Genomic DNA, 22,762 nt, shown 5'->3' with positions numbered 1-22,762 from the left:
AAAACGACAGTTTACTGAGAGTTGGACTACTACGCGACGGTATCGATCCTACAAAACTCAGAGAAATTTCACGCATCTAGCCCGTTTGTGCCTGCCGCAGGGCATCAGCCAGTGCCGCCAGCGCAACGTCCAGGTTGGGCTGCCCATGAAAGGTATGGCTCAAACGCATGTGCTGATGGTGCAGGCCGCCGACACTGAACAACTCGCCGGGCGCCACCACCACTTGCCGGGCCAGCAAACACTGGAACACCTGGCGCATATCCACTGCCTGGGTCGAACCCAACCAGAACGTAGCGCCACCGGCAGGCATGCGATAAGTCACTTGATCGCCCAAATGCTGGTCGAGCAGCAGGCTCATTGCCCCGGCTTGCTCACGCAGCAACTGACGCAGGGTACGCAGGTGCTGATCAATTTGCCCGCTCTGATACAGGCGGGCAATCGCGCGTTGGCGAATTGACGACAACCGGAACGAGCGCAGCAGAAACTGGCGCTGCAATTGGCTGCTCATGTGTCGAGACAGCGCGTAGCCATACGGCGCTTCCGGGCCGAGAATTTTCTCGAAGGAGGAAAACACCATCAGCCGCTCCGGGTTCACCAGATCGCGCAAGGCCGTGTGGGGCGGTTTGAAACTCAACTCCCCGCACGTGTCGTTCTCCAACAGCCAGCACCCATGCTGGTCGAGCAATTGCGCCACCTTGAGGCGATCGCGCAGGGCCATCGCCACGCCGGAAGGCTGGCTGACCGTCGATGAGAGCAGCACCAGGCTCACGCGCTCGTCGCGCAGCAGGCCTTCGAGCGACACCAGGTCGAGGCTGCCGTCCTGCGCCCAGGGCAATTCGAGCAGGCGGATGCCGGCATCCTGCAGCAGGCGCAGGATCAGCCAGTCGCAGGGCGATTCGATAATCACCGTAGAACCGGGCAGGCCGAGCACCTCGATGAGGATATCAAGCACCCCGCGCAGGTCGGCACCGATATACACGTCGTCGGCGTGCCAGCAGCGCGTCGGCGACGAGGTGTAACGCGCCGCCAGCGCTGCGCGCAGCTTCCACACCCCACATGGCTGGGACCAGGGCTGCAAGTGGTGGGGGTATTGGCGCACCAACTCCCGCTCCAGGCGCAACAGCGTGCTGTCCAGCGACGCCAACAAGGCAGGTTCATCGCCACTGAGCACTACCATGCCCGGACGTCGCGCGGCCACATAGAGGCGCTCGAGCAAATCCCCGCTTGGCCACGTCGAGGCGCCGCCGGCAAGCGGCCAGGCGTAATAGCCTGACTTGGCCACTGAATACACCCGCCCCTCTTTCTCCAGCAGCGAATAGGCGTACTGGATGGTGGAAATGGACACGTTCAGGCGCTGGGATAACTGGCGCAGAGACGGCAGCTTTACCCGGCTATCGCTGCTGACCTCGTCAATCAGGTTGATCATGTAGCGATACACCGCCTGATAGGCGAAATCCACCTGCCGCACACCACGCAGCGTCATCGCCCGGACAGCTGCAAGGCCATGTCGGCACTGGCCATCGACCGTTCCTGACGGCAACCACGAGCGGTACTGCCGCGGCCGCCGGGCATTGGCCGCTTGCGGTACAGATGCTGAAGCAACGGCAGCGGCAGCCCGCTGGCGTCGGTTACCCATTGCTGCAGCATCTCGGCAGCGGGCTTGCCCTGCAGCACTTTGTGCAGTTCCGGCAGGGCCACCAGCATGCCCGAGTGGCACTGGCGCAAATAACCTTCCAGCCGCTCACCGTGGTGGATAAAGGGCGAAAACAGCAGGCAGATCAACTGGCCCTCATCCAGGCCGAAAAACTGCTGGGCGTGCTGGGCCGATAGGGCGCGCCCTTCGCGGCTGACGGCTTGGGTGATCAACGCTTCGCACACTTGCCGACGACGCAGGTAATTCGCTGCCTGCAGCATGAACCCTTCGACGCCCGCTTCGTAATCCAGCGCCCTCAGGCTCTCGGCTTGCAGGCCTCGCAGGTGCGCCATCAACATCGGATTGGCAAAGGTCGGATGACTCAGATGAAAGCCCAGTGGGTCCGGGTTATAGGCCATGAACTCGGTGAGCAACGGTGCACAAGCGCGGTCAATGCCGTCCAGCAGGTCGGCGATACCGATGTACGCGAGGTGGCGGTGCCCACCCGGGCTGGTGTCGCTCTTCGCCACATAGTGCTCGCCGTACAAGTCACGATAAATGTCGTCACTCCACTGATCCATGCGCGCGAACAGCCCATTGAGTGTGGCAGGCCTGCCCGCAGGAACCTCGACGCCTGCGGCCTGGGCGGTCTTTTTCAGCCAGGCCAGCAACTGGCCCTGCTTGCGCGCGCAATCGCCGCTGACCAATGCATGCACGCCACCGTCCCAGGCGGTGACGCGCTGGTAGAAGTCGCCCAAGGCCAGATAGGTCTCGTTGCACAGTGTTGCGCGAACGTCACCGGAGGACAGATGCCCCATCATCAACATGTTGCGCTGGCTGACCTCGCGCCCAGTGGCGGAGGCCGGGCGCTGGTGGTTGAACGGCAGCACCTGGTGGTTTTCCACCATCAGCAGCTCAACCCGTGGGTCGTCGTGAAAAAACAACTGGCTGTAGCCGCGGTGAAGCGTGTCGAGCGTGCCTTGGGTCATGCCGCTGTGACGCAAGGTGGCCACGCGCAGTTGGAACGTCCTGGGGGCGCGGCCGGCGATGCTTAATTGCGCGGCACGCAACAACGCCAGGGTGTAGCTGCTGACTTCACCGCCGCCATGGGCCACCAGCACCTTGTAATCGCCCACCTGCTCCATACCGCCAGCGGCAACCACAATCCGCTGTATCAACAATTGAAGTGCTGTACGTTCTGCACGATTGAAGTGCCCAATGAGCCGTTGCAGTACTTGCTGATAAACATAATTCATAGCTTGTTCGTGAATAGCGCTCATAGCTCTACTACCTGAGTTGAAATATCAGTTTCAAGCAACTACCGAGACGTATTGTCCGGTCTATTGCATCTGTAAGAAGGGGTGCCCGCGCTACCGTGTTCGCGATAAATAAACACTAGCACTGTGCAATTAATCGACATGGAATATGCACCGGAGCGCAGTTGGAGCATCCGTTGCGCCAACAGGCCGTGCGTGAGGCGTCCAGGCCGTCAATGCGACAATCCTAGGAATGCTCTGACGGCCCCCTACACTCATTTATCCTTAAACTAGAAGATGAATCTGACACATAAAAAGCTTCTAACTTTGACCTCCGCTGATTTATCGATTGAGGCTCGCCTGGAAAGTACCCGCATCCTCGGGTCCAGGCAGTTGCTGCATTATCATGGGGAGTTGCAGGCAGCCCGTGCTGGGGTATCGGAGTATCAATCATTACTCGGTCCTTGAGTTGAACGTGAAGACTCAATTATCAGGACTGGAATAATGATTAACAGATACAGAAGCCGGTCGAAAACCAGTTCAGATACTTATCCGTTGCCGCGTCAATAGCGCGCACACAAAGACGCCGCGCTGAAAATCAGGGCGGCGGCAGGGGCAAAGGTATCGTTTACAGGACCGAAAGACGCTCGCGCGTTTCATCCAACGCGCGGGTTAAGCCCTGCTAAATGGCGCATTTGTCTCATGCGCCCAGGGCCCGGATGACTCATTTGCGAATATTCCTACACCTCAAACAGCTTCAACCTGCAACGCAACGCGTTCGCGACACGGGCATTCGTCCATATAGCGGTGCGCTTCCACGAACTGATTGAATGGAAACACCGTCGTTTTCAGCGGCACCAGTACGCGGTCGGCCGTCAGTTGGTTGATATCACGCAGCGCACGCTGCAAGGCCACCTGATCCTGAATGATGCCCAGCTCCGGCTTGCCGGTGAAGTTGCCGATGCAATGCACAAAGAACTGAATGTTCTTCTGGAACGCTGCGCACGCCGGAAACGGTGTCTGGTTGCCGCCTTGCAGGCCATAAAGCACCAGGCTGCCACGCGGTGCCAGCACGTCACCGAGCAACGACATCTGCGGGCCGCCCAAGCCATCGAACACCACGTCAACGCCGCGGTTGTCGGTGAACTTGTTGACCTGCATGAGCAAGTCCTGTTCTTCGGTGACAATCACCTTTTCTGCCCCGAGGGACAGCAGGTACTCACGCTCTGCGCTGTCTTTGGTCGCGGCAATCACCCGCACACCCAGGGCTTTGCCCAGTTGTACGAACGAGGGGCCGGCGCAGTGGCTGGCGTCGGTCACCAGGGCAAACTGGCCGGGTTTGACCCGCGCCAGGTCCACATAGGCAAAGTAGGCAATCAGCAGCGGCGTGTAGTGCACGCTGGCTTCGATCGGGCTCAAGACGTCCGGGTAACGGGTCAGGGCCGAACGGGGCAGAACGATCTGTTCGCCATACACCGGGTAATCGTTGGGGCTCTCGGCCGGAAAACTGGCCACTTTATCGCCCACCGCCAAGTCATCCACGCCGTCGCCGAGGGCTACAACCACCCCGGCCATCTCATGGCCCAGGCCGGATGGCAGACGTGCATGGGAAGACGCCAGGTTCTGGCGCCACAAAATGTCGTACCAACTGATGCCAATCGCGTCGACACGCACCTGCACTTCGCCCGGTGCGGGCAGCGCGGCTACATGCTCTTCGCACTTGAGCACCTCGGCCGGACCAAACTTGTGAAAACGGATCGTGCGGGACATCGCAAACCTCGTCAAAGTAACCTCTAATGCCATGAACTCTATCTGGGCTTTCCAGGTAAGACCACCGGTCGCCGTTAATAGTCGACATGCCTGTCATTGATTCCGCAACTGAGGAATGGACCCCAGATCTTGTAGGAAAACTCAATTAGCCGGTGCAGAGTACCAGCCTTTCCCCGTAAGATTCATGCCGGTCATTGTTTACATGTGGCCGCTCTCGTCAAGCTCGCTGACTCTTCCAGGACACAAGATGAACCGTAACGACCTGCGTCGTGTCGACCTTAACCTCTTGATCGTATTCGAAACCTTGATGCATGAGCGCAGTGTGACCCGTGCTGCCGAGAAGCTGTTCCTTGGCCAGCCGGCCATCAGTGCGGCGTTGTCGCGCCTGCGTGGACTGTTCGATGACCCGCTGTTTGTGCGCACCGGGCGCAGCATGGAGCCGTCCGCCCGCGCTGTAGAGATTTTCGCCCTGCTCTCACCGGCCCTGGACTCGATTTCCACCGCCGTGAGCCGCGCCGCCGAGTTCGACCCGGCCACCAGTACGGCCGTGTTCCGCATCGGTTTGTCGGACGACGTCGAATTCGCCCTGCTCCCCCAGTTGCTCAAACGCCTGCGCGCCGAAGCGCCGGGCATCGTGCTGGTGGTGCGCCGGGTCAATTACATCCTGATGCCGGGTCTGCTGGCCTCCGGCGAAATTTCCATCGGCGTGAGCTACACCGCCGACCTGCCGGCCAACGCCAAGCGCAAGGTCCTGCGCCGCAGCCTGCCGAAACTGCTGCGCGCCGACAGCGTGCCCGGCTCGCTGAGCCTGGATGATTTCTGCGCCCGCCCCCATGCCCTGGTGTCGTTCGCCGGCGACCTGAGCGGGTTTATCGATGAAGAGCTGGAAAAACTCGACCGCAAACGCCACGTGGTCCTAGCCGTGCCTCAGTTCAACGGGCTGGGCACATTGCTGGCCGGCACCGATATCCTGGCCACCGTGCCGGACTACGCCGCCGAGGCGCTGACCTCAGCGGGCGGTTTGCGCGCAGAAGACCCGCCGTTGCCCGTACGCTCGTTCGAATTGCACATGGCCTGGCGTGGCTCGCAGGACAACGATCCGGGAGAGCGCTGGTTGCGCTCGCGGATTCAGATGTTTTTTGGCGACCCTGAGAGTCTTTAAGTGTCGATGGGCAGGCTGTTGAGCTGATCATTTTTGCCTTTCCATAAACCATGGAGCTGCATTCGCGCCCAGTGGATCGCTACATTGGGGGCACATCTGAGGGCATACTTTGGATGGTTTGAAAAGGATGCCCCTAGCCTGAGTTCCAACAGTCTCCCGCCTCAAAAACTCACCCGCAGCTGTTCCCAAACACCACGTAGTAAAGGGTAGTCAAGGTAGGTCGGTAAGGTGTCCTCCCTCTACCCAAATGCGTGAGCAACCGAGTGATATCTACTGCGCAATAAATCTCAGGTGTAGATCGCCAAGCTGAATTCAGACCTCACGTCGTCGCTTTTCAAGACGCTGCCAAAAAGTCGGCAGCTCACTCCTAGGATGCAGAAGGCTTGACCAGACCTCTAGCAGACGTGGCACTGCAATCCTTCGTACATCGACCACCAAGCCAGCCTCAAGTAGCTTTTCACGGTTTGCAAAGAGCGCTTGGCCTAGATCGTTTTCAAGCTCTATTTGCGTGAACGTGACATCGAAGAAGCGTTCGTGCGTGTCTTGAAACTTGTCTTTGTAACGAACCCTCACCAGAAGCACTAGATTATCATTCAATGCTTGGGTTCCGGGCATAGCATTGGCACGTGCGAAACGCTTCACCACGTCGTCCATGCCACCTGGCACTTCATCGACCGAGTAGAGCTCGCCCTTATAAGCCCCGACCCAAGTAACTGAGGAGTAATAATTTGCAAGGGGAACATATGCGACGGATAAATCACCGCACTTCTTTTTGTCGGATTTCTCGGCCAGATCAATAACGCACATTCCACTGATCACAAGAAAGGGCGCTTTTGTCACTTGCAGTTCAGTCAGCTCCTCACCCGTATTTTCGATCACCAAGCGCCGAACGTAGCTGGTCTCTCCTTCATAGCCTTGGCGCCAGACCTTCAACGCCGGCTGCTGCAAACGTTGTTGCAGACTGAGCGCCTGGCTGTCGCCACGACGCTTGTTTAGCTCAAGGATGCACTTCACATAGGTTTCATAATTGTCATTCGCTGACAAAATCCCCGCGTCTACCGCTGCCGCCTGTATTTTGGAACGTTGAGAAGCCGAAAGCTCACCACCTGATTTTTTTGCCTCCTTACGAATGATCAGACCCACCTGATTGTCGATGCCAACTCCGCCCCCACACAAACCAATGTCTCGACTATCCGGCTTAGCGTCAGACATGGTGTCGACCGCGTTGTATTTGCCACAGCCCCCCAATAGAGCAGCGGTCAGAATAAAACAAATATATCTCATGTTCCCTCATTTCGATCAGCAGATGGGCGCCCCGTTCTAGTGTCGTGACAGTGCCTAGTCTGCACGCAATACCAGCCAATATCAAAGTGCCGCTATCATGAAGCTCTCTGCTCTGCTAAACGCCCCCTTAACCGGAAATTCGTCACCTACACCAACGGCATCTGCACCAGCATTTGTCCATGCGCCAGCCTCGACTAAAGCGGAGCCGGTTGCGCATTACCTAGCAGACTTAAACTTTTAAAGCTGGTAGACGAAGATATTCTTGGCATGCACCGACAGTTGCACGATCTAGAGAGGGTATTCTGGGGCGCATACCTCTTGCGGATATCGATTTGCAGTTGCTTTACTACTCCAGACGGGATGATCCACACGCTTTGCTTCTGGTTGAACTGGTTGGAAGTCGCCAAGCGTAGCTCATCGAATTCAGCACGGTGAGGAGCAGCAGTCAAATGCCTAGCTGATGTACTCAACCGATCTGCGCGTCTGAGCCGGCAGAATGATTTGGCTATTCGCCCAAACGGCGTATAACTCTGAAACCTGCTGCTGTCCCTGCGCATAAGCATAAAATCGTGCGTTCAGACGCCTAGGTCTGGTACGCCAGTTCGCAGCGCTTGCTCCTGGCTCTATCTGCCGGTATGGCTCGGCGCGTTCAATGAGGCGTTTTTTGAAGTACTTCTCAACAGTGCTCTGATTGGAAAGGAGATGCATGCCGCCAGGATTCGGGAAAAGCACCGCTGCCAGCTCATTTTCTTGAGCGATGCTGACGGCGATATCGAAAAACGCGTTGACGATGCTATGTACCGTATGAGTAGCCAACATCTCATCCATCGGGTTGATCGCGCGAACGATCAGGCAACGCTTGGTTGGATGGAGCGCCGGGATTGATTCGAAATAGATCATGGCCATCCCCGCAAGCCGACGTTGCACAGGGTCAAATACCACCATATGCGCGTGCCGCTCCTCCTTCCACATGTCCGTGTCATCGCGCGTGCACAGGTTCGCGGCTTGCCTAGCGAAAAACGCTGCCGGATATTTTGACACGAACGCCTGCAATTCAGTGACTTCGTCGTTAGCAGGCATAGCGGTGAACTTGCCCTGCTCGCGCTTCAACCAGCATGCACATGTCGCGAGCACAATTGTTTGGGTGTGTCTGACTGCGGCCTGCAATCTTCCACGGCCAGTTTGCGCCCCAGCCAGATGAGCCTCACCCACCATTCGCTTGGCCAGGCTATCAGCCTGCTCATCGTTGAAGTTCATTACAAACGCCGGCATATGCGCCTCAAGAGCGTCCGGTAAAGTGCTGGTGAAAAGCGTGTCGAGCTGCTCCAACCCCTCCGAGATATCAACACTGAAATCCTCCAAGGCAGCTATCTGTCCGAGGTCGGTTTCGAGCCACGATCCGATCAATGAGTCCTCACGACTCGCCGCGAACAGTACACCTAGATGGGCCGCTACAGACTGAGGATCACGCGACTTGTCGTATAGCCGCTTGGAACGGATGGCCTGACACGCGTCGGTAAAGTCCCTTTTTGAACAGATCTTCGCGCTGAACGTCTTTGCCTGAACCAGCGCTTGCAGACTACTGCGCTCAAGGCGCTTTTCCATGCGACGAATCGAGCGCGCCCAGCGCATCGGGTAACCATCCCACAATGTCAATCCAGCCATTTGCGATTCGAAACCCAGGACATTCTTCCACTGTGACCTGACGCTGTGGCTATCAGCCTTGTAGATCATGGATATAGCCTCAACCTCCTGAGGCTGCAGCTCAGCGCCTGATGGTCCGCGCCCCATTAGCAGGTTCTCTACCAACGGCACCAATGCGTCCATCTGTTCTTGTAGCTGCTCATCTGACGACCACGCATGGCGAATCATGCTCGGCAGCAGGACGCCGCCCGTTTGGTTCAGGATGGCTGGTAAACGAGACAAAAGTTTTAGGCTCTCGGCCTGAGCTAGAACTTCCCTTCGTTCGTCGTAGCGCTCGCGTGCCGCGTCGTCCGGTTGCTGGTGGCGATAACCGATGTCCGTTACCACCCGATCATCAATGGCTCTAATGACACAGCTCAGGTTCTCAGTGAAAGCGGCAAAGTGGTTACGACGGAAGGCATCGTCCAGCAGTACACGAGATGTTGAATTGAGGTCCCAGCAACAAAGCGTATGTACGCCACGTGCCTTGTAGTACCAATCCATGATCGCTTTGAATGAGTTCAATCCCTTGTTCTCGACTAAGTACTGCAAAGTGCCTAGTCCAAACCGTACCACGCGCTCCGCTTGGCACAGATGACTGAACTCTGGCATGGGCACGGCGGTGAGCAGATAGTGATACGGTTGGGCGGCCAGAGTGCGAGCACAGCGAATGATCCAGTCAACCAACTCCCGCTCTTTACGCGGTTTACGGTGCCCTTTGATTACAAGCCAAGTCTCAAGGCTCTGGACACCGATGACGGTATACGCACGCTGAAAACCCAGAACTGCCTCAGGGTAGCCATACCCATGTCGCTCAAGCACTGCCAAGTATTCCTGCAATGCTCCGGGGCGCGCCAGGTAAGTGCGACACTGCCCTATCTGCTCGAAGCTCAAGCAATATGGAGCACCGGCCAACAGCGCGATCTCGGCGAGCGGTTCGCCCTCTCCCTCTTTTTTGTTGAGCTCCAATATGAGCGTCTGGCAATGCGCTAGGTTTTCGACGCTCGCGCCCAGAGCAATCAAGTGCTCGACCAACAATGAAGAAGGCTCGCAGTAATGGTCCAGCATACGCTTGCAGTGTTGAATCTGATCAGCTGAATGGGCCTTAACCACATCCAATACAAAGGCCCAATTTGCGCTGGCAGCTCGCCAAAGCGACTCGCCAATGACCTCGTAGACGGCATCTGCGCCTGCGGTGCCAGAAGCAACAATCAGTTGCAAGTTTACCTGCAGCCGATCTGGGTCTATAGCATCCAGGTCATGACGAAAGATACCCGCTACCTGCTTGCGCTTAACACCATTGGCCAGCAATAGATCAATGGCCTGTTTGAAGGTGCGAAGGGCTTCAGGGGTGATCTCGGGCGCGTGATAGCGCTCTTTCATTTGATAGTCTAGCCAGGCCAGCTCCGATTCTGTCTGCACCACATTGGTCAGCACCAGCAGATTGGCGAGTGGGCCCTTCAATCTGAAGCTGCCATAGCGAGCATAATGTTCGATCCTCGCAAAGCTCTCCACGCCGACTTTACGCACGGCCATGAACCAGCCAGCATCCAGTCTGTCGAGCTGTCTTGCGCATTCATAGGAGAGCAGCGGCATGCCTTGTATGGCCTGATCAACGGCCGGGGTGTAGCGGTTCAAGCGACACGTCACGACTCGGTCGTAAAAGGTCTCGTAAAGAAAGGCGCGTCCTTCGTAGGTGCGTGTTTTTGCTAACTGCCTACGCGTGTATTGCCATGTCAGCCAATGCGGGACGAAGAATATCCCCAACTTGCCATACCAGGGCCACGCCTCTGGTTTAATCAGTGACTGCGAAGCGGGTATGCCAAGCATTCGGCGGATATGAAGTGCCTGGTCAGAGTCTTCGGCAAGCAGCTCGCTGACATTGTTCTGAACCCAACGCCGCGCAGCTCTTAAGGCAATCCGCTGAGTAAATCTGGAGTGAACGTCGGCACTTTCATCGTAATCGGAAATGGCCAGTCGTTTGACCGCGTCTCGCCCTTGCTCTAAGGCATGGGTACGAAATGCCCGATACCCACTTTGATCACTCATTGTCATTCCTTTTACGTGGCGGTGAGGTCGTGCAAACGAATGCGGTTGAATCAGCTTTGTGGTTGATGGGAAGACTAAAAGCGAAGCCCGTTATTAATGCTTATCACCTCGGTGATGTCGCACCTAATTCGGAAGCCGATAGCACATTTTCACGGATGGGCCAGAAGCTCCGCTAGCTGCTCAGGCCGGGGAGCCTGTTTCTCGAACTCGAGTCGGCCTTGGATAGAATCGCCATTAAACCGGTAGACCCCCCTATAATTAAGCATTCCACCCCACCCCCTGCCATGACGCGATCCGCCATGGGCACTTTTTTCACCAGTAACAACCCACACGATTTCTAACCCTTCTGCGTCCAAAAACGCCCGCATCACACCGCGATCTACAACAGCCGCACTGAACCCGGGCTCGTCAACGGACGGATCTTTAAAAAGAATTCTGCCATCTGCTGTTGCGTATGCAAGGGAGCGTCCTTCCGCCAGACGTAAATGAAGGCCGCGCATAAGCGCTGGAGCGGGAACCGTAAGATTGAAGCTTTCCTCAATCGAATAGTCATGGCCTGAGCGCTCGACATGCCAGTCAGCTACCGTCGCTTGCGTGTAAATTGCTTCGTCCGAACCCATCTCGAAACCTCCATCGATGGTGTCGAATGCCGGATGCCAAGGGTACTCGCCAAGGTAGCCATTCCGAGGCATATCGAATGCTGGAAAATGATCCCGATTATCTGCTGATTGGGTTAGAAACTCCGTTAAACGCTCAACATCATCACGTGCTACCAATATCGATTTAACTTTGTGCCAGGTCATCCGATGAATCACGCGTTCGCCATCTACCATAGCTAGATGATTACGGCCAACATTTGTGTCGAGTACGAGCCAGCGTCGGCCAGCAGGGTCGATTACATCAATCTGCTGCACTGGATCAGGCACGTCTCGCGATTGATCCTCCATCCACGCGACTCGCGATTCGGGCGGATCGTCGCGCCAACGAGAAAAGTGAGGGGACCACCAGGTCGGACCTTGACGATCCGAGTCGCGTTGTTTCGTACGAGTCACAAGGATAGTCGGATCCATCTCTCGTGACCCGACTTGCCAAGGACCGCGAAAGAGCTCGGGATCGTCCTGATAGTTACCGCCTACGAGCGAGGTGTCAGAAAGACGTCCGGTCATTTCATGGTAGGCGATCCATTGATATTTTTTACCAATGCGCTCGATTCGGTGCTCATTACGGTCATGGCCCGCCATCTCGCGGTCGAATTCGGCGAAGCGTTCTGGAGTCCACCCAAGCTCATGCGCGCGCCAAGCGACCCAATGGCGCGACCTATCACCAGCATATGTTGGATGCCCAGCTACGGCTCGCTCGTCCCACATACGGCCGCGCACAAAGCCGGCAGCACGAATACGAAACTCCTCTATCTCTCCCTCGTCCAAAAGACGCTCAAACTCGCTGATAGTCGCGTCACACTTTTTTTCGGACGCACGCCGCGCCTCCATCAATTTTTTGCCTTCGTCTTGAGCTTGACGAAGAAAAAGCGAGAGCCCCGTAGGCATCGAATTGGTGCGAGCTGCAATTTCAAGTACCTGCTCAAACGCTTTGGTACGCGCCGGATGAGGTTTGATCGCTTCCAAGTACCAGGCGTCGTAAATCTCACGCATGGAACGACCATGCTCCGAGCGTGGAAGTAACAGGAAGTCGCCGGCAAGATTATCGATTTTGTAGCGTGCAAAATCTCCATCCTCGACCGCGGAGCTGCAGATTTCGTCACGCAAAAAACTGCCGCCATAGTTCTGAACATATGTGCTAAGGGTTTCTTCGGTCACCGTCTCGAGTACCCTCCCTCCTGGATAAGGAGGCCGAGCGCAATCTAGCGATAGGTCCGCGGGCAAAACGCCGCGATTGGCAGCAAGCTCGACGATCCCACGCGCGTGGTCGCGAACGAGCGCGTGGGTTGGTATCTTGTCGTTAGTAAACACCGCCTCGAAGGCAACTCGCGCGAGCTCGGCAAGTCCCTCATCGCTGGAATTTCGCGTTGCTGCACCATATGCAGCAGCAAGCACACGGTCGAAAACATGAGCATCGTCAACACTGGCGAATTTCTCGATCATCTCGGCGGCGAGGTCACGGCGATTTACCAATAGCGTCGCGAGCGCTTTGGTCGCCATATCACGGACCCAACGATGGCTGAGACTAGTGAGCCATGCAAGCGTAATGGCGACTAGTCGAGCGCGCGGCAGCTCGATTGACTCAAGTCCGTTGGCGAGCACCCACTCGATCAATGTTTCTATCGCGCCGTCGCCGTCGCCATCCACGGCGATGTGCGTCGCGCGAGTCGACCATTCAATGTCGCGCTCGTACATCGGTAACGGTTGCAGCCAACGGTCAAGATGGTCGGCATTAAAGAGATTGTCAGGTTCAGTGGCGATCGCAAGCAGCGTCTCAAGAACTGCGTCACCTCCGATTACGTCAGCGCATTCCTCAACCAGCTCCAGGGTGCGTTTGGTGAAGGCGTCCTGTCGACGCCACAGCAGACTGAGCTGAAAGGCATGAGCAAGTTCCCAGCGGGAAAACTTGCCGTCGACAACGTCAATGAGTTCAACGCCGTAACGCTCTGGCAGCTGTACAGCCAATGCCTCGGCGATGCTCGCGAACCTGGAGGAGCCTCGACCCGCCACATAAGATGCGAGTGCCCCCCCAGTGATGAAAGCTGGCTCAGGATCGCCGTCGCCTACATGAGTATTAAGTAGCCTCTGGGCTATACGATGGTCACTTAATCGCTCGAAGGTAAAGCGAACCATCTCGTTGATCTCTCCTCCATCACCGATTGGCTCAACTGCGATCACACCTTCGCTTTCGAGCTGGAAGAAAAGGCTTTGTTCAGCGAGACCGTTTGAGTTGTGCAGACATTCGATGATTGAATTCGCGGCGTCAATTGAGAGATAGCCGGTACCGGCAACTACCATCTCTTCCGTGAGCGCCGTGAGGACCGCCTCTATACGCTTTAGCCTTGGCGCCAAGCCCATCCGCAAATTGAGCGTCTCGACCACCGCGTTGAAATAAAAATCGAAAACCTTCGACACTCCAGCCAGTCCACGCGGAAGTTCGCTTTCATTACGACGTTCAAGCATGTCACAGCAAGTACGCAGGAACAGCGGGTTCTCAAACTCTGGCGCGAAATGCGGGGCTGCCATTCGAACGATGCCACGCTGGTCGAGGTAGCGACGCGCAGCTTCAGCCGCCCTTCCTGCGAAACCTGGGTGTTCCAAACGGGGTAACGTGGTCGTATCGAGGTCGCGCACGATATAAGGGATGAAGGTGGAGCGACAGGAAACGAGGACCGCTATATGTTCAAAACGGTCGGCCACAGCGAGGAACGCGGCAAGACGCTCGGACCAAACCGCTACACCATTACGCTCGTTGATCGCATCAACCATCACTAACGCGCGGGTGCCAGCTGCTTCGGCAGCGGAGTCAAACGCACCGAGAATTGCGTCCGGAGGAGCATTTGTCAGCCCCAACTGCTCGGCGATCTGCCGCCAAGGTTCCGCATCACTGAACGCTCCACCAAGCATTAGGACGGCGGGAAAGCCCTGCGCAACATGATGCTCGGCGACATCGGCCAGCAAGTGTGACTTGCCAACGCCCGCCTCTCCGCTCAGCAGTAGGCGGTGTGAATTAGCGAAGTTGGTCGAGGGGGCATTGATTTCCTCGACAACGCGATCAATCACTTCGCGCAAATGTTCGGCAAAATGAAGACCGTCGCGACCACTGTCCTGACCCGCGCCGGGTTGCCGACGTAGCTCCCAGATTCCGCTCCGACAGCGGTTGAGCGCCGCAGTTGCAATCGCCAATAAAGCGCTCCATTCCCCGAATGGAATGAGATTCGCTGGGCCAAGTGGTACGCCGCGAATTGCTGAAGATATCGCAGCCATTTGGTCGCCGAGCGCAGTGAAATCTATATCACATGTTCCCCCCAGCGCGGTGCCGATGCTGCGTAGCGAACGATGTCTCGCCTCGTCGAGATCATCAGCCCAACCAATGATCTTGCACGCAAAATCTGGATCTCGTGCGAATGCGACTAACGCCTGACGAATAGGCAGTTCGATATTAAGTTCTGGCGTGTAGCGACGACCGAGAGCGGCACGGCTGATCGCAAACCGGTCTTTAAACCATTCGCACCCAAAATGAGGGAGATCGAACCAATAGGTACGACGCCCCACATACAGTGGATCATTCCGTGAGAGTCGTTCTGTGAGCTGGAAACCGCCCCAGAGTTGGATTTCAACTATACGAGGCGCGATGGAAGCTTGACGCGCAATCACCCAGTCATCCCAGCGATCGCGCTCAGACTTACGGCCTTCAACACGGCCATCAGACAAGTCGAAAGGTATGCATACGATGAAGGTGGCGAGTGCGGGGTGTTTGGCTACGGCGTTTTCAAAGGAGTCTTTGAGCTGCCCCGCTTCGCCGCTACCGAGCTCGAAGAAATACTTGGCCTGCCATCCAGTTTCAGATCCGTTGGGCTCGACTCGATAACATTCAAGTCCTGCGTCGGCACCCGCCCCCTTGCGGTGGAACGGTACGCCACCCTGAGACTCGAGCGCGGCAAATTGGCAGACGAGCTCTTCGAAACCGGCGTGCTGGCTGCCGTGATGTGTGCGGATGGCTCGGAAATCGATCATTGATGTTGCCATCGGCGGTCCTCAGGTCAGTTACGGAACTCTACTAAGCCGCGATAGTTACGCATATTCAGTGGCTGTAGCAATGTTCTCCGAAAGCGCACTCGACACCGGCATCATCAACAGCTTTCATTTCAAAATATTTGGACCTCCAGTGTCCAAGGCCGGCGTAAAACCAGCTTACTCAACGGCTATCTGATTCGAGACGACAAACTGATTTGTAGCCCCCTCCAGCTAACAACAACTTCCTTAACTTGGTTGATTAGCAGATACCGCGCCATGTCAGACCGCCTAAATGTTCCGTCGTCGGGCGGTGTATCACGGAAGGGGCGAATTAATCCCTTCCGAGATAACATGCTAATTTAAGAATGGCTCGACAGGCACTACCACTCCAAATTTTTCCAACTGCAGAAACTTTGCTCCCAGAATCTCAGCTGGAATCTTGCGCTGCAGAAGGCCGAAGAAGTTTTCATCGTGCGTAGAAATAATAACTTGTTTATCAAACTGCAGGCAGATACTGCGCAAAAGATCAATAGTTGAGAGAATATTGATGGAGTCCATCGACTGGATAGGATCATCGATCATCACGACATCAATCGGATTACCCTTATCATCCTTGGCATGAAGCGCGCCGGCCAGAAACACACTGAGACTGAGAATATTGGACTGAGCAGCGCTGAAGTATAAGATTGGCGAAATCAAAACCCCGTCTTCGTCACTCACGACAATGTTCAAACCTGGTTTATCAGAGTCAAAATCCGGCTTGAATTCTACTTTCTTAAAGGATGGATGCGGGTCAATTTTTTTGTAGATAACGTTGATGAGATCTTCATAGAAGAAATTGTTAATCAACGTCTTCAGCTGCTCGATCACAGCCAACCGTTCCGTACTCAGAAGCATGTCCACCTGGCTTCGCTGATCTAGCTCCACTTCCAGTTCAGCCAACTCATTTTGAAGGGATAAGCGCTTGATGTAGGGTTTAAAGGACGCCATCAACTCCAACAGCAGTTTGAAACTGTTTTCAGCGGTTTCAAGTTGCTCGGTGCGCAAGCGGCGGGTCTGGAGTTCACTGGTGATCAGTGCTTTGACTTGGTCTAAACGATCCTCTGAGCGAACAACAATCAACGTGGCAAGGCTTTCATAGAAAGCGTTGATTGCGGACTGAGCGCGAGCCAATTCCAGATCAAGCCCATCTTTCTGAGATCGTAGCTGGACAAAACTCACCCACGTCCCATCGGACAGCATCTTCTGCTGGAGTGCACTGCACTGAGTCGTCAGCTCATCAGTAACGGCCTTGGCGTTAGCAAGTTGAGATTCAAATTTACTCTTCTCGACCTGACAATGTTCAGCCAACTGGGCTGAATTGATACCATTATTTACTAGGTACTGAGAGACAAGCAGATAGGACGCTTGAGACTTAAGGGTATCGCCTTCCGTTGTCAGAACCTGCAAATCTGCATCAATCTGTGAAATCTTTCGATTGAGCTGTGCAATCTCTTCAGACAACTCAGTTTGACGATTTACAAGTCCGGAACGTTTGAGTGAAAGCTGAACGATCTCGCCTTGAGCACGGGTTAAGAGCTCATCGAGTGCGAGACTCCATACGGTCTTATCGAGCGTGTTGACTCTGTCCTCTAAGGCGCGCTTTTCCACCTCCAGATCAGACTTTTCTCGTTCAACTAGCTCCAGTCTTGCACTCAACTCCTTGATTGTTCCGCGAAGGTCAGCCAACTGCTGCCCATGTGCCTCTTCCGCCACTAGCGTGATAGATTTCACTTCATCGAGCAGTTGCTTACGACGTGTTTCGGACTGTGCGAGGAGCTCCGCGTTTTCTTGACTAATCCGCGATAGCAGAGTCTGAGATTTAACTTTCAGCCTGAGCTTCTCGGCATCTTCGTGGGGGGCGCTGCACAGCGGGCAAATATTTGACGGCCATGCGCTGAGGTAGTCAAGGCCGGTGGAAATCAAACGTTCGTGCACACCCATCTGGTCAGCCAAAGCTGTTTGAGTCGCATGCACAGTTTTGTCGTGGAGATCAATGGATTCCAACTCAGTAAAACACTTGGTCAAGCGCTCAATTTTCTCTTGACCTAAATATTTTGTGCCTTCAACTGCAGACAAGATAAAGTTTGCAGTAAGTTTTAAACTTGACACGAGGTTCAGGTTGGCTTGAAGTTGATCCAACTTTGCTGCATCCAGGCGAACCGAAACCTCTTTCTCAGCAATTTGCTGAGCGATCAATTCTATTCGCGCACGATGTGATGTTAGCTCTGCATAAATCGGCCCAGCATTATCGATGGAGTTCCTAAGAAATGCAGCGCGATCATCAGCCTTTTTGAGCTCCAGATTAAGATCGCTCAAAGCCTTTGCAAACCCTGACAACTGTGCGGCATGACCTGGCTGGATATCTCCCAGCGTTATTTGACGTTGGGCGATATCATTGAGGCGTGATTCAGACTGAAAGAACACAACAGAATGATTGATTACATCAAGAATATTTGCCGAACGCTGACTCGCTTCCTGGACATCGCTTGTGCTTTTTTCATGAGCGTTGAGCAGTTCCTGATAGCCGCCAGCATCTTTTACGCCCTGATCAAGACGCTCTGAAATAGCTTTCTGATCGATGAGAAATTGGCTATTAAGTTCAATTTCGGGAATCTTTACCAATCTATCAGCAAGAGTGTCAACCGCCCGGACATTAGCTTCACGTTCTACGCTTAACTCATGCTGTCGGGAGACAAGGCTTGCATTCAGTTCGTGTTCAGCCTGCGCGGAAAAATTCTCGTCCGCAAGCAAGATGTTCTCACCACCAGCGTTTAGCTGTGTAGCTAATGCATTGAAACTATAAAAGATGGAGAGGTCAACAGGCTGGTCCAGCTCGGCGATAATGGCTTCACGCTGGGAATCCAAAGCTAGCAGCTCAGATTTATTATCAAGGATAAGTGCAGTCAATTCCTTTCGGACTTTTTCAGTTTCCCCGCCGAAATTTTCCATAAACTTGGTATAGCGTTCATGCGGCTTCGCCTCTCGGAGGAATCTGTCAATCTCATCTTGACTTAAAATGACACGCCGAAAATATTCGTTCTCGCGACCTTTCTCTCCAAAGCGCAAGTCTCGCCCATTTATGCGAAGCTTTCCCAACTCTCGTTTAAACGGAATAGGCAGCGTAGTTGAAACAACCACCCGAGTTTTAACGTCGTCGTTGACGTATTTATTTCGAAGGATCTCCTGCCCCTTGTCTAAGTCTTTGGTCGCGCGGGCGGCGCCTTCATAATTGACTCTATTGTAGTCGCCACCTAAACGCTCCAAATGATTCGTGACCGCCCATTCGACCGCATCATAAAACGAGCTTTTACCAAATCCATTGGGGGCAAATATCGCAACAAAATTAGAAGGAAGATCATCAGCATTCGTAAAATCGAATGTGCCTTCTGATTTCATTCTATAAGCACGAAATGCTTCAATTTCAACTTTTTTGATTTTCATTTTTATTCAGAGATTCTATGATTTCATTTATCATTAACGCGCGCTTTTCCTTGGACTCAATTTTTTGATCTAACGGCGCACCCCGAACAAAGTATTCCAGTGACAATAATGGTTCCCGGGTTTCCGCGACACAGGGATCCAGCGTCAAATCTGATCCTAGGAGCTGCTCTTCCAAACAGTCAGTCAATTGCTCAACCGTGGGCAATTCAGCATACCCATCAATTATCAATTTACGAGCAGAGTATTTGTTGTTCTCGATCTGGTATTTATCCCAAATTGGCACAGTGCCGATCGTCACAAAAGCGATATACACGTTCCACACAGCGAGGTTTCCTGAAGGTTGGTGGTGAACCGAAACAAGGTTTTGGATCACCCGCCAGTTCGCTACGATATCTGACGGCTTTTTACACAGGCAAGCAATACACGAAATATAGGACAGCGAATCATCTGAGCGAAACATGTGAAATTCTATGCCATCAAACTCAGCAGTCAGAAACTCAAAATTGTAATCTTTAATTAATAATTTCATTCAACTTCTTCCTGAGCTCCAGCAGTTGAACCTTACCTGGAGCCAAACTGCGATAGTCAAACTCTTTCTCGATGACGCAGCTTTTGCGCAAACCTTCCAGATGAGTGAGCTTATAGCTGGCGTAAATCGCACTCTCAACTTCATCAATAGAGAATGGGCCTTGGTTCGGGATGGTTGCAATATTGCCAATTACATTCTTAAGGACAAAGTCTGGAGGAAAGGTTTGCGCTGCAGCATCAGGCGAGGCGACCACGAGGGTGCCGTTTTTGTCGAGCAACTTACGAGCAATTTTGAGAATTTCATCCAAACGGCCAAGCCAGTTGGTGACGTCGCTGGTATACAGCAGACGACGCTTCTTATCGATCCCGCTGATATAGCCGTTATCCGCGACTCCAGCATCGTCCATGAGTGCGGAGATCACCACAAACTCTAAATATGCAATCCACAACCCTCGTGTTTCCAGCACGCTGGACTGCCCCGTGTCTATCAATAACTGGACATCATAGTGCTTCATAATTTCGTACGGAGGCGGCATTCCGCTCTCAATTAATGAGTCTGCGAAACCAATTAATGCAGATTTCAGATGCTGAACGTTAGTGGGATCAATCACATTGAATGCGAAAATCCTATCCCGCACTCTCGAAAAGCACTCCATATGTGGCGGAATCATTGGCGCACATGAATGGAGGGTGATGAGTTCGTTGTATCGTGCGAGACCATGACAATCGACGCGACCAAACTGGTGATCCAATCGACTGGCCTCCATTTCGAACTCCACGCCCACCAGATACGGGTAATCGTTATCTACATGGTATACACCACCTCCAGACATCCCTTGAATGATGTCCTTGCCCGGGATATCTTCCAGCGCAAGTGTTATAAGTTCGTTAACCACGCTCGCTGAGTGGCCAGTCCAATGCGTAATTGGCTTTGAACTTGCCCTTTCCGCTTCTGGAAGACCCACAAAGGTAAGGTTGGCCAGCGGTGGCAAGTGAGCGGCATTCCAAGATTTCTGCGACAGGCCTGGTTGATGCGTAATTGTCAATATTGCACAATCTAAGGGCTCCTCCAGACCCACCTTAGGGAAAACCAAGACGCCCAGCACTTCAATTGGATCCTGATTATGATCTATCACCACATTGTGGGCGCCCTCCTCGAACACGGCGTGCCTGGCCGTGAGCACGTAGGAATACTCTTGCGTCATAGCGTTTACCAGAACACCACTGCCGCCATTAACCATTACGCAGTATGACTGCATGATTTCCGAAACTGTCATATTAGTATCTGATTTCATCATCGAGCACTTCTAGACGAGAGGAGTACTCCTCAATTTCATGAGCCTGTAGCAGGGGAGCGACCACATGATCATAGTTAAAACACACTTTACCCTGCGTAGACTTGATGATCCTGGCTATTGTCCTTTTGTTCGGAAGCCCATGCTTAGACCCATCGGTGGACACTATATAAATCGGTGAATCCAGCAACCCTAACAAATCGCTACTGGTGTTGTATTGACTTCCATGATGCGACAACTTAACAAGATCCAATTGAAGCTTGTTGGTTTCGCTGTACTCATCAGCCCGTAAGCTATCGCATACCACGCCTTCGTGCGCATCGCCCAGAAAAAGCATGCGCTTACCATCTGCTTCGAGCATAAATGCTATAGAGCTGCCGTTGTAAACAGAGGCATCAGAATAAAACTTATCGCCTGACCAGATATCTTGAAGTGTTAAATTATAATCAGTGTCGTGCGCCGAGGTTTTTCCTGAATCAACTTCGGAAGGCCATACATGCAACAACTTAACAAGTTGCTCACGACTAGGCGACAACACCTTGAACGTAAAGGGACCAGCTTTATACGTTTGCCCTGCCATTACAAGCGGAGCTCGAACGCAGCCAATCTTATCAAGCAATTCTTCCAGGTCTTTTCCTTGCTTGATCGATGTTTGCGGATTGTCATCAAGCAGCTTAATATTATTTTCAGGTATTTCGGGCACATCAAAATGATGTGTGATCAATCGCGAAGAATTAAACCAGATGAATTTGACCATATCGCCTAGATAACCTGGCTTCTCAAAGGCTTTGATAAGTCCATTGATGTGATCGTCATCAATGTGGGTGAGGATGGCTAGATCGATGTGTTGCCCTTTGACTTTCAAATCATCGAGGGTATTGCACAGCGCACCGGCGTAAAGCTGCCGTGGCCCATACCTGAAGGTCGTAGACGTTCCTCCATCTATCAGCAGATTGAACACCCCGCCAGGCCCCTCATGGCTGACGAGAATGCAGTCTCCATGCCTCGCTTTGAGAACGCGGACGATTATAGCCATCAGGACTCCCTGTCACTGCCTGGCTCTGCCAGGCTGTCAAGATGCCAGTAGCATAGGCCCTTTCCAAGGAAAGCGTCCAAGCCAATTTCTGACGTCAGGCAACCGACAGAATCTTCCCCTCATTTCGTGCAGTACCTAAGCACTAGTCAGATAACAACAGATCTTTATGCTTACTAACAGCGCGACAGTCTACGAGCCCCTTTGCGCCTTACTAACGGGGTCAATCCATTTTCCCTATGGCGGTGCGCCTTACACTGTAGTGCGGATGAGCAAGAGCCTTGACGATCAAACGCCGGGCCGCAGGGATGCCGATCGCGGCCAAAGCCCCGGCGGCCGCTTGAGCATCGTCTTCATCCTCAAATCCGATTCATTGTTCAGCTAATACTTGGACATCCTCGCCTTCAACAGGCGAGGCCAGAAGCAGTAGACGCCCCTCCCGCGGCCCTTCCTTTAACAGGGTTTGTCTCTGGTCCAGCGGAATATCCTGAAGAGCCCCTCCTGAGCATCGCATGTGCCGAGTGGAGCAATAATGTTCGAACATCAGTCTGCGTAATCATCTTCAAGGTGCCCAGATCAGGTGCCTTTTCACGAGGTGGTCTATCAACAATAATTGGCCCCCGGCACAAAGCTCACTCATCCTAGACGGTGTGGCGGTGATTGAGCTCATCAAAGGTTCGATGTGTTGAAGGCTTGCGTTCGGCGGGAGTCTTTATCAAAGCGCTTAGAACGGCGAAATCAGCAGCATCAAGCTGTGATTTTCTGCAGCAGTCTCTCTATGGTCTCCTGAAGCCAATCGCTTTGTTTAAGAAGCCATGTACGGATATCTACCTGCATTTGCATATGGGCCGCTGCCGAGCTATTGGATGTGACAAAAAGCTAGCAGAGGGCTCCGGCCCGCCAGCCGAAC

11 protein-coding genes are annotated in these 22,762 nt (G+C 53.8%); 1 reads left to right on the top strand and 10 read right to left on the bottom strand.

Annotated features, from left to right (window positions below; all coding sequences use genetic code 11):
- Nucleotides 1-76 precede the first annotated feature (76 nt).
- The 3 genes from C4J83_RS14545 to C4J83_RS14535 all read right to left on the bottom strand — a co-directional run bounded on the left by C4J83_RS14545 (nt 77) and on the right by C4J83_RS14535 (nt 4,659).
- Complete coding sequence (locus C4J83_RS14545) at nt 77-1,483, bottom strand: aminotransferase-like domain-containing protein (protein WP_124417417.1); 1,407 nt, start codon at nt 1,481-1,483, stop codon at nt 77-79.
- On the bottom strand, nt 1,480-2,913 hold the full coding sequence (locus tag C4J83_RS14540; RefSeq protein WP_124417416.1) for a hypothetical protein: 1,434 nt from the start codon (nt 2,911-2,913) through the stop codon (nt 1,480-1,482). Before C4J83_RS14540 ends, C4J83_RS14545 begins: the two co-directional genes overlap by 4 nt.
- 723 nt (nt 2,914-3,636) lie before the next feature.
- Nucleotides 3,637-4,659, bottom strand: coding sequence for a zinc-dependent alcohol dehydrogenase family protein (locus C4J83_RS14535; protein WP_106578091.1), 1,023 nt, complete (start codon nt 4,657-4,659; stop codon nt 3,637-3,639).
- Between the two features lie 247 nt (nt 4,660-4,906).
- Here C4J83_RS14535 and C4J83_RS14530 point away from each other — a divergent pair, with 247 nt between their 5' ends.
- Nucleotides 4,907-5,821 (top strand): LysR family transcriptional regulator, encoded by a 915-nt coding sequence (locus C4J83_RS14530; protein WP_010210548.1) that lies wholly within the window; start codon nt 4,907-4,909, stop codon nt 5,819-5,821.
- A gap of 312 nt (nt 5,822-6,133) precedes the next feature.
- Here C4J83_RS14530 and C4J83_RS14525 read toward each other — a convergent pair whose 3' ends face one another.
- From C4J83_RS14525 to C4J83_RS14495, 7 genes are all read right to left on the bottom strand, one after another.
- Complete coding sequence (locus C4J83_RS14525; RefSeq protein WP_124417415.1) at nt 6,134-7,105, bottom strand: hypothetical protein; 972 nt, start codon at nt 7,103-7,105, stop codon at nt 6,134-6,136.
- A gap of 453 nt (nt 7,106-7,558) precedes the next feature.
- Nucleotides 7,559-10,837: a hypothetical protein gene (locus C4J83_RS14520; protein WP_124417414.1), complete on the bottom strand. Its 3,279-nt coding sequence runs from the start codon at nt 10,835-10,837 to the stop codon at nt 7,559-7,561.
- Nucleotides 10,838-10,986: 149 nt separating this feature from the next.
- The gene (locus C4J83_RS14515; protein WP_124417413.1) at nt 10,987-15,525 is read right to left on the bottom strand and encodes an NACHT domain-containing protein; all 4,539 of its coding nucleotides are present in this window, start codon (nt 15,523-15,525) and stop codon (nt 10,987-10,989) included.
- Between the two features lie 342 nt (nt 15,526-15,867).
- Nucleotides 15,868-18,996, bottom strand: coding sequence for an AAA family ATPase (locus C4J83_RS14510; RefSeq protein WP_124417412.1), 3,129 nt, complete (start codon nt 18,994-18,996; stop codon nt 15,868-15,870).
- A complete protein-coding gene (locus C4J83_RS14505; RefSeq protein ID WP_124417411.1) occupies nt 18,977-19,525 on the bottom strand; it encodes an ABC-three component system middle component 1 in 549 nt (182 codons plus the stop codon). The genes C4J83_RS14510 and C4J83_RS14505 overlap by 20 nt, the downstream gene beginning before the upstream one ends.
- Nucleotides 19,509-20,822, bottom strand: coding sequence for an ABC-three component system protein (locus C4J83_RS14500; RefSeq protein WP_256660682.1), 1,314 nt, complete (start codon nt 20,820-20,822; stop codon nt 19,509-19,511). Before C4J83_RS14500 ends, C4J83_RS14505 begins: the two co-directional genes overlap by 17 nt.
- Nucleotides 20,803-21,855, bottom strand: a complete 1,053-nt coding sequence (locus C4J83_RS14495) for a ComEC/Rec2 family competence protein (RefSeq protein WP_124417410.1) — start codon at nt 21,853-21,855, stop codon at nt 20,803-20,805. Before C4J83_RS14495 ends, C4J83_RS14500 begins: the two co-directional genes overlap by 20 nt.
- Nucleotides 21,856-22,762: the final 907 nt, after the last annotated feature.

The sequence above is a fragment of the Pseudomonas sp. LBUM920 genome, assembly GCF_003852315.1.
GTDB lineage: Bacteria > Pseudomonadota > Gammaproteobacteria > Pseudomonadales > Pseudomonadaceae > Aquipseudomonas.
Note: the sequence above shows the minus strand (reverse complement) of the source record. Positions and strands in the feature narration are given on the sequence as shown.

Excerpts from the sequence above, each read along its gene's own strand:
- C4J83_RS14545 (WP_124417417.1), bottom strand. The coding sequence starts at position 1,483 with ATGACGCTGCGTGGTGTGCGGCAGGTGGATTTCGCCTATCAGGCGGTG.
- C4J83_RS14540 (WP_124417416.1), bottom strand. The coding sequence starts at position 2,913 with ATGAGCGCTATTCACGAACAAGCTATGAATTATGTTTATCAGCAAGTA.
- C4J83_RS14535 (WP_106578091.1), bottom strand. The coding sequence starts at position 4,659 with ATGTCCCGCACGATCCGTTTTCACAAGTTTGGTCCGGCCGAGGTGCTC.
- C4J83_RS14530 (WP_010210548.1), top strand. The coding sequence starts at position 4,907 with ATGAACCGTAACGACCTGCGTCGTGTCGACCTTAACCTCTTGATCGTA.
- C4J83_RS14525 (WP_124417415.1), bottom strand. The coding sequence starts at position 7,105 with ATGAGATATATTTGTTTTATTCTGACCGCTGCTCTATTGGGGGGCTGT.
- C4J83_RS14520 (WP_124417414.1), bottom strand. The coding sequence starts at position 10,837 with ATGAGTGATCAAAGTGGGTATCGGGCATTTCGTACCCATGCCTTAGAG.
- C4J83_RS14515 (WP_124417413.1), bottom strand. The coding sequence starts at position 15,525 with ATGGCAACATCAATGATCGATTTCCGAGCCATCCGCACACATCACGGC.
- C4J83_RS14510 (WP_124417412.1), bottom strand. The coding sequence starts at position 18,996 with ATGAAAATCAAAAAAGTTGAAATTGAAGCATTTCGTGCTTATAGAATG.
- C4J83_RS14505 (WP_124417411.1), bottom strand. The coding sequence starts at position 19,525 with ATGAAATTATTAATTAAAGATTACAATTTTGAGTTTCTGACTGCTGAG.
- C4J83_RS14500 (WP_256660682.1), bottom strand. The coding sequence starts at position 20,822 with ATGATGAAATCAGATACTAATATGACAGTTTCGGAAATCATGCAGTCA.
- C4J83_RS14495 (WP_124417410.1), bottom strand. The coding sequence starts at position 21,855 with ATGGCTATAATCGTCCGCGTTCTCAAAGCGAGGCATGGAGACTGCATT.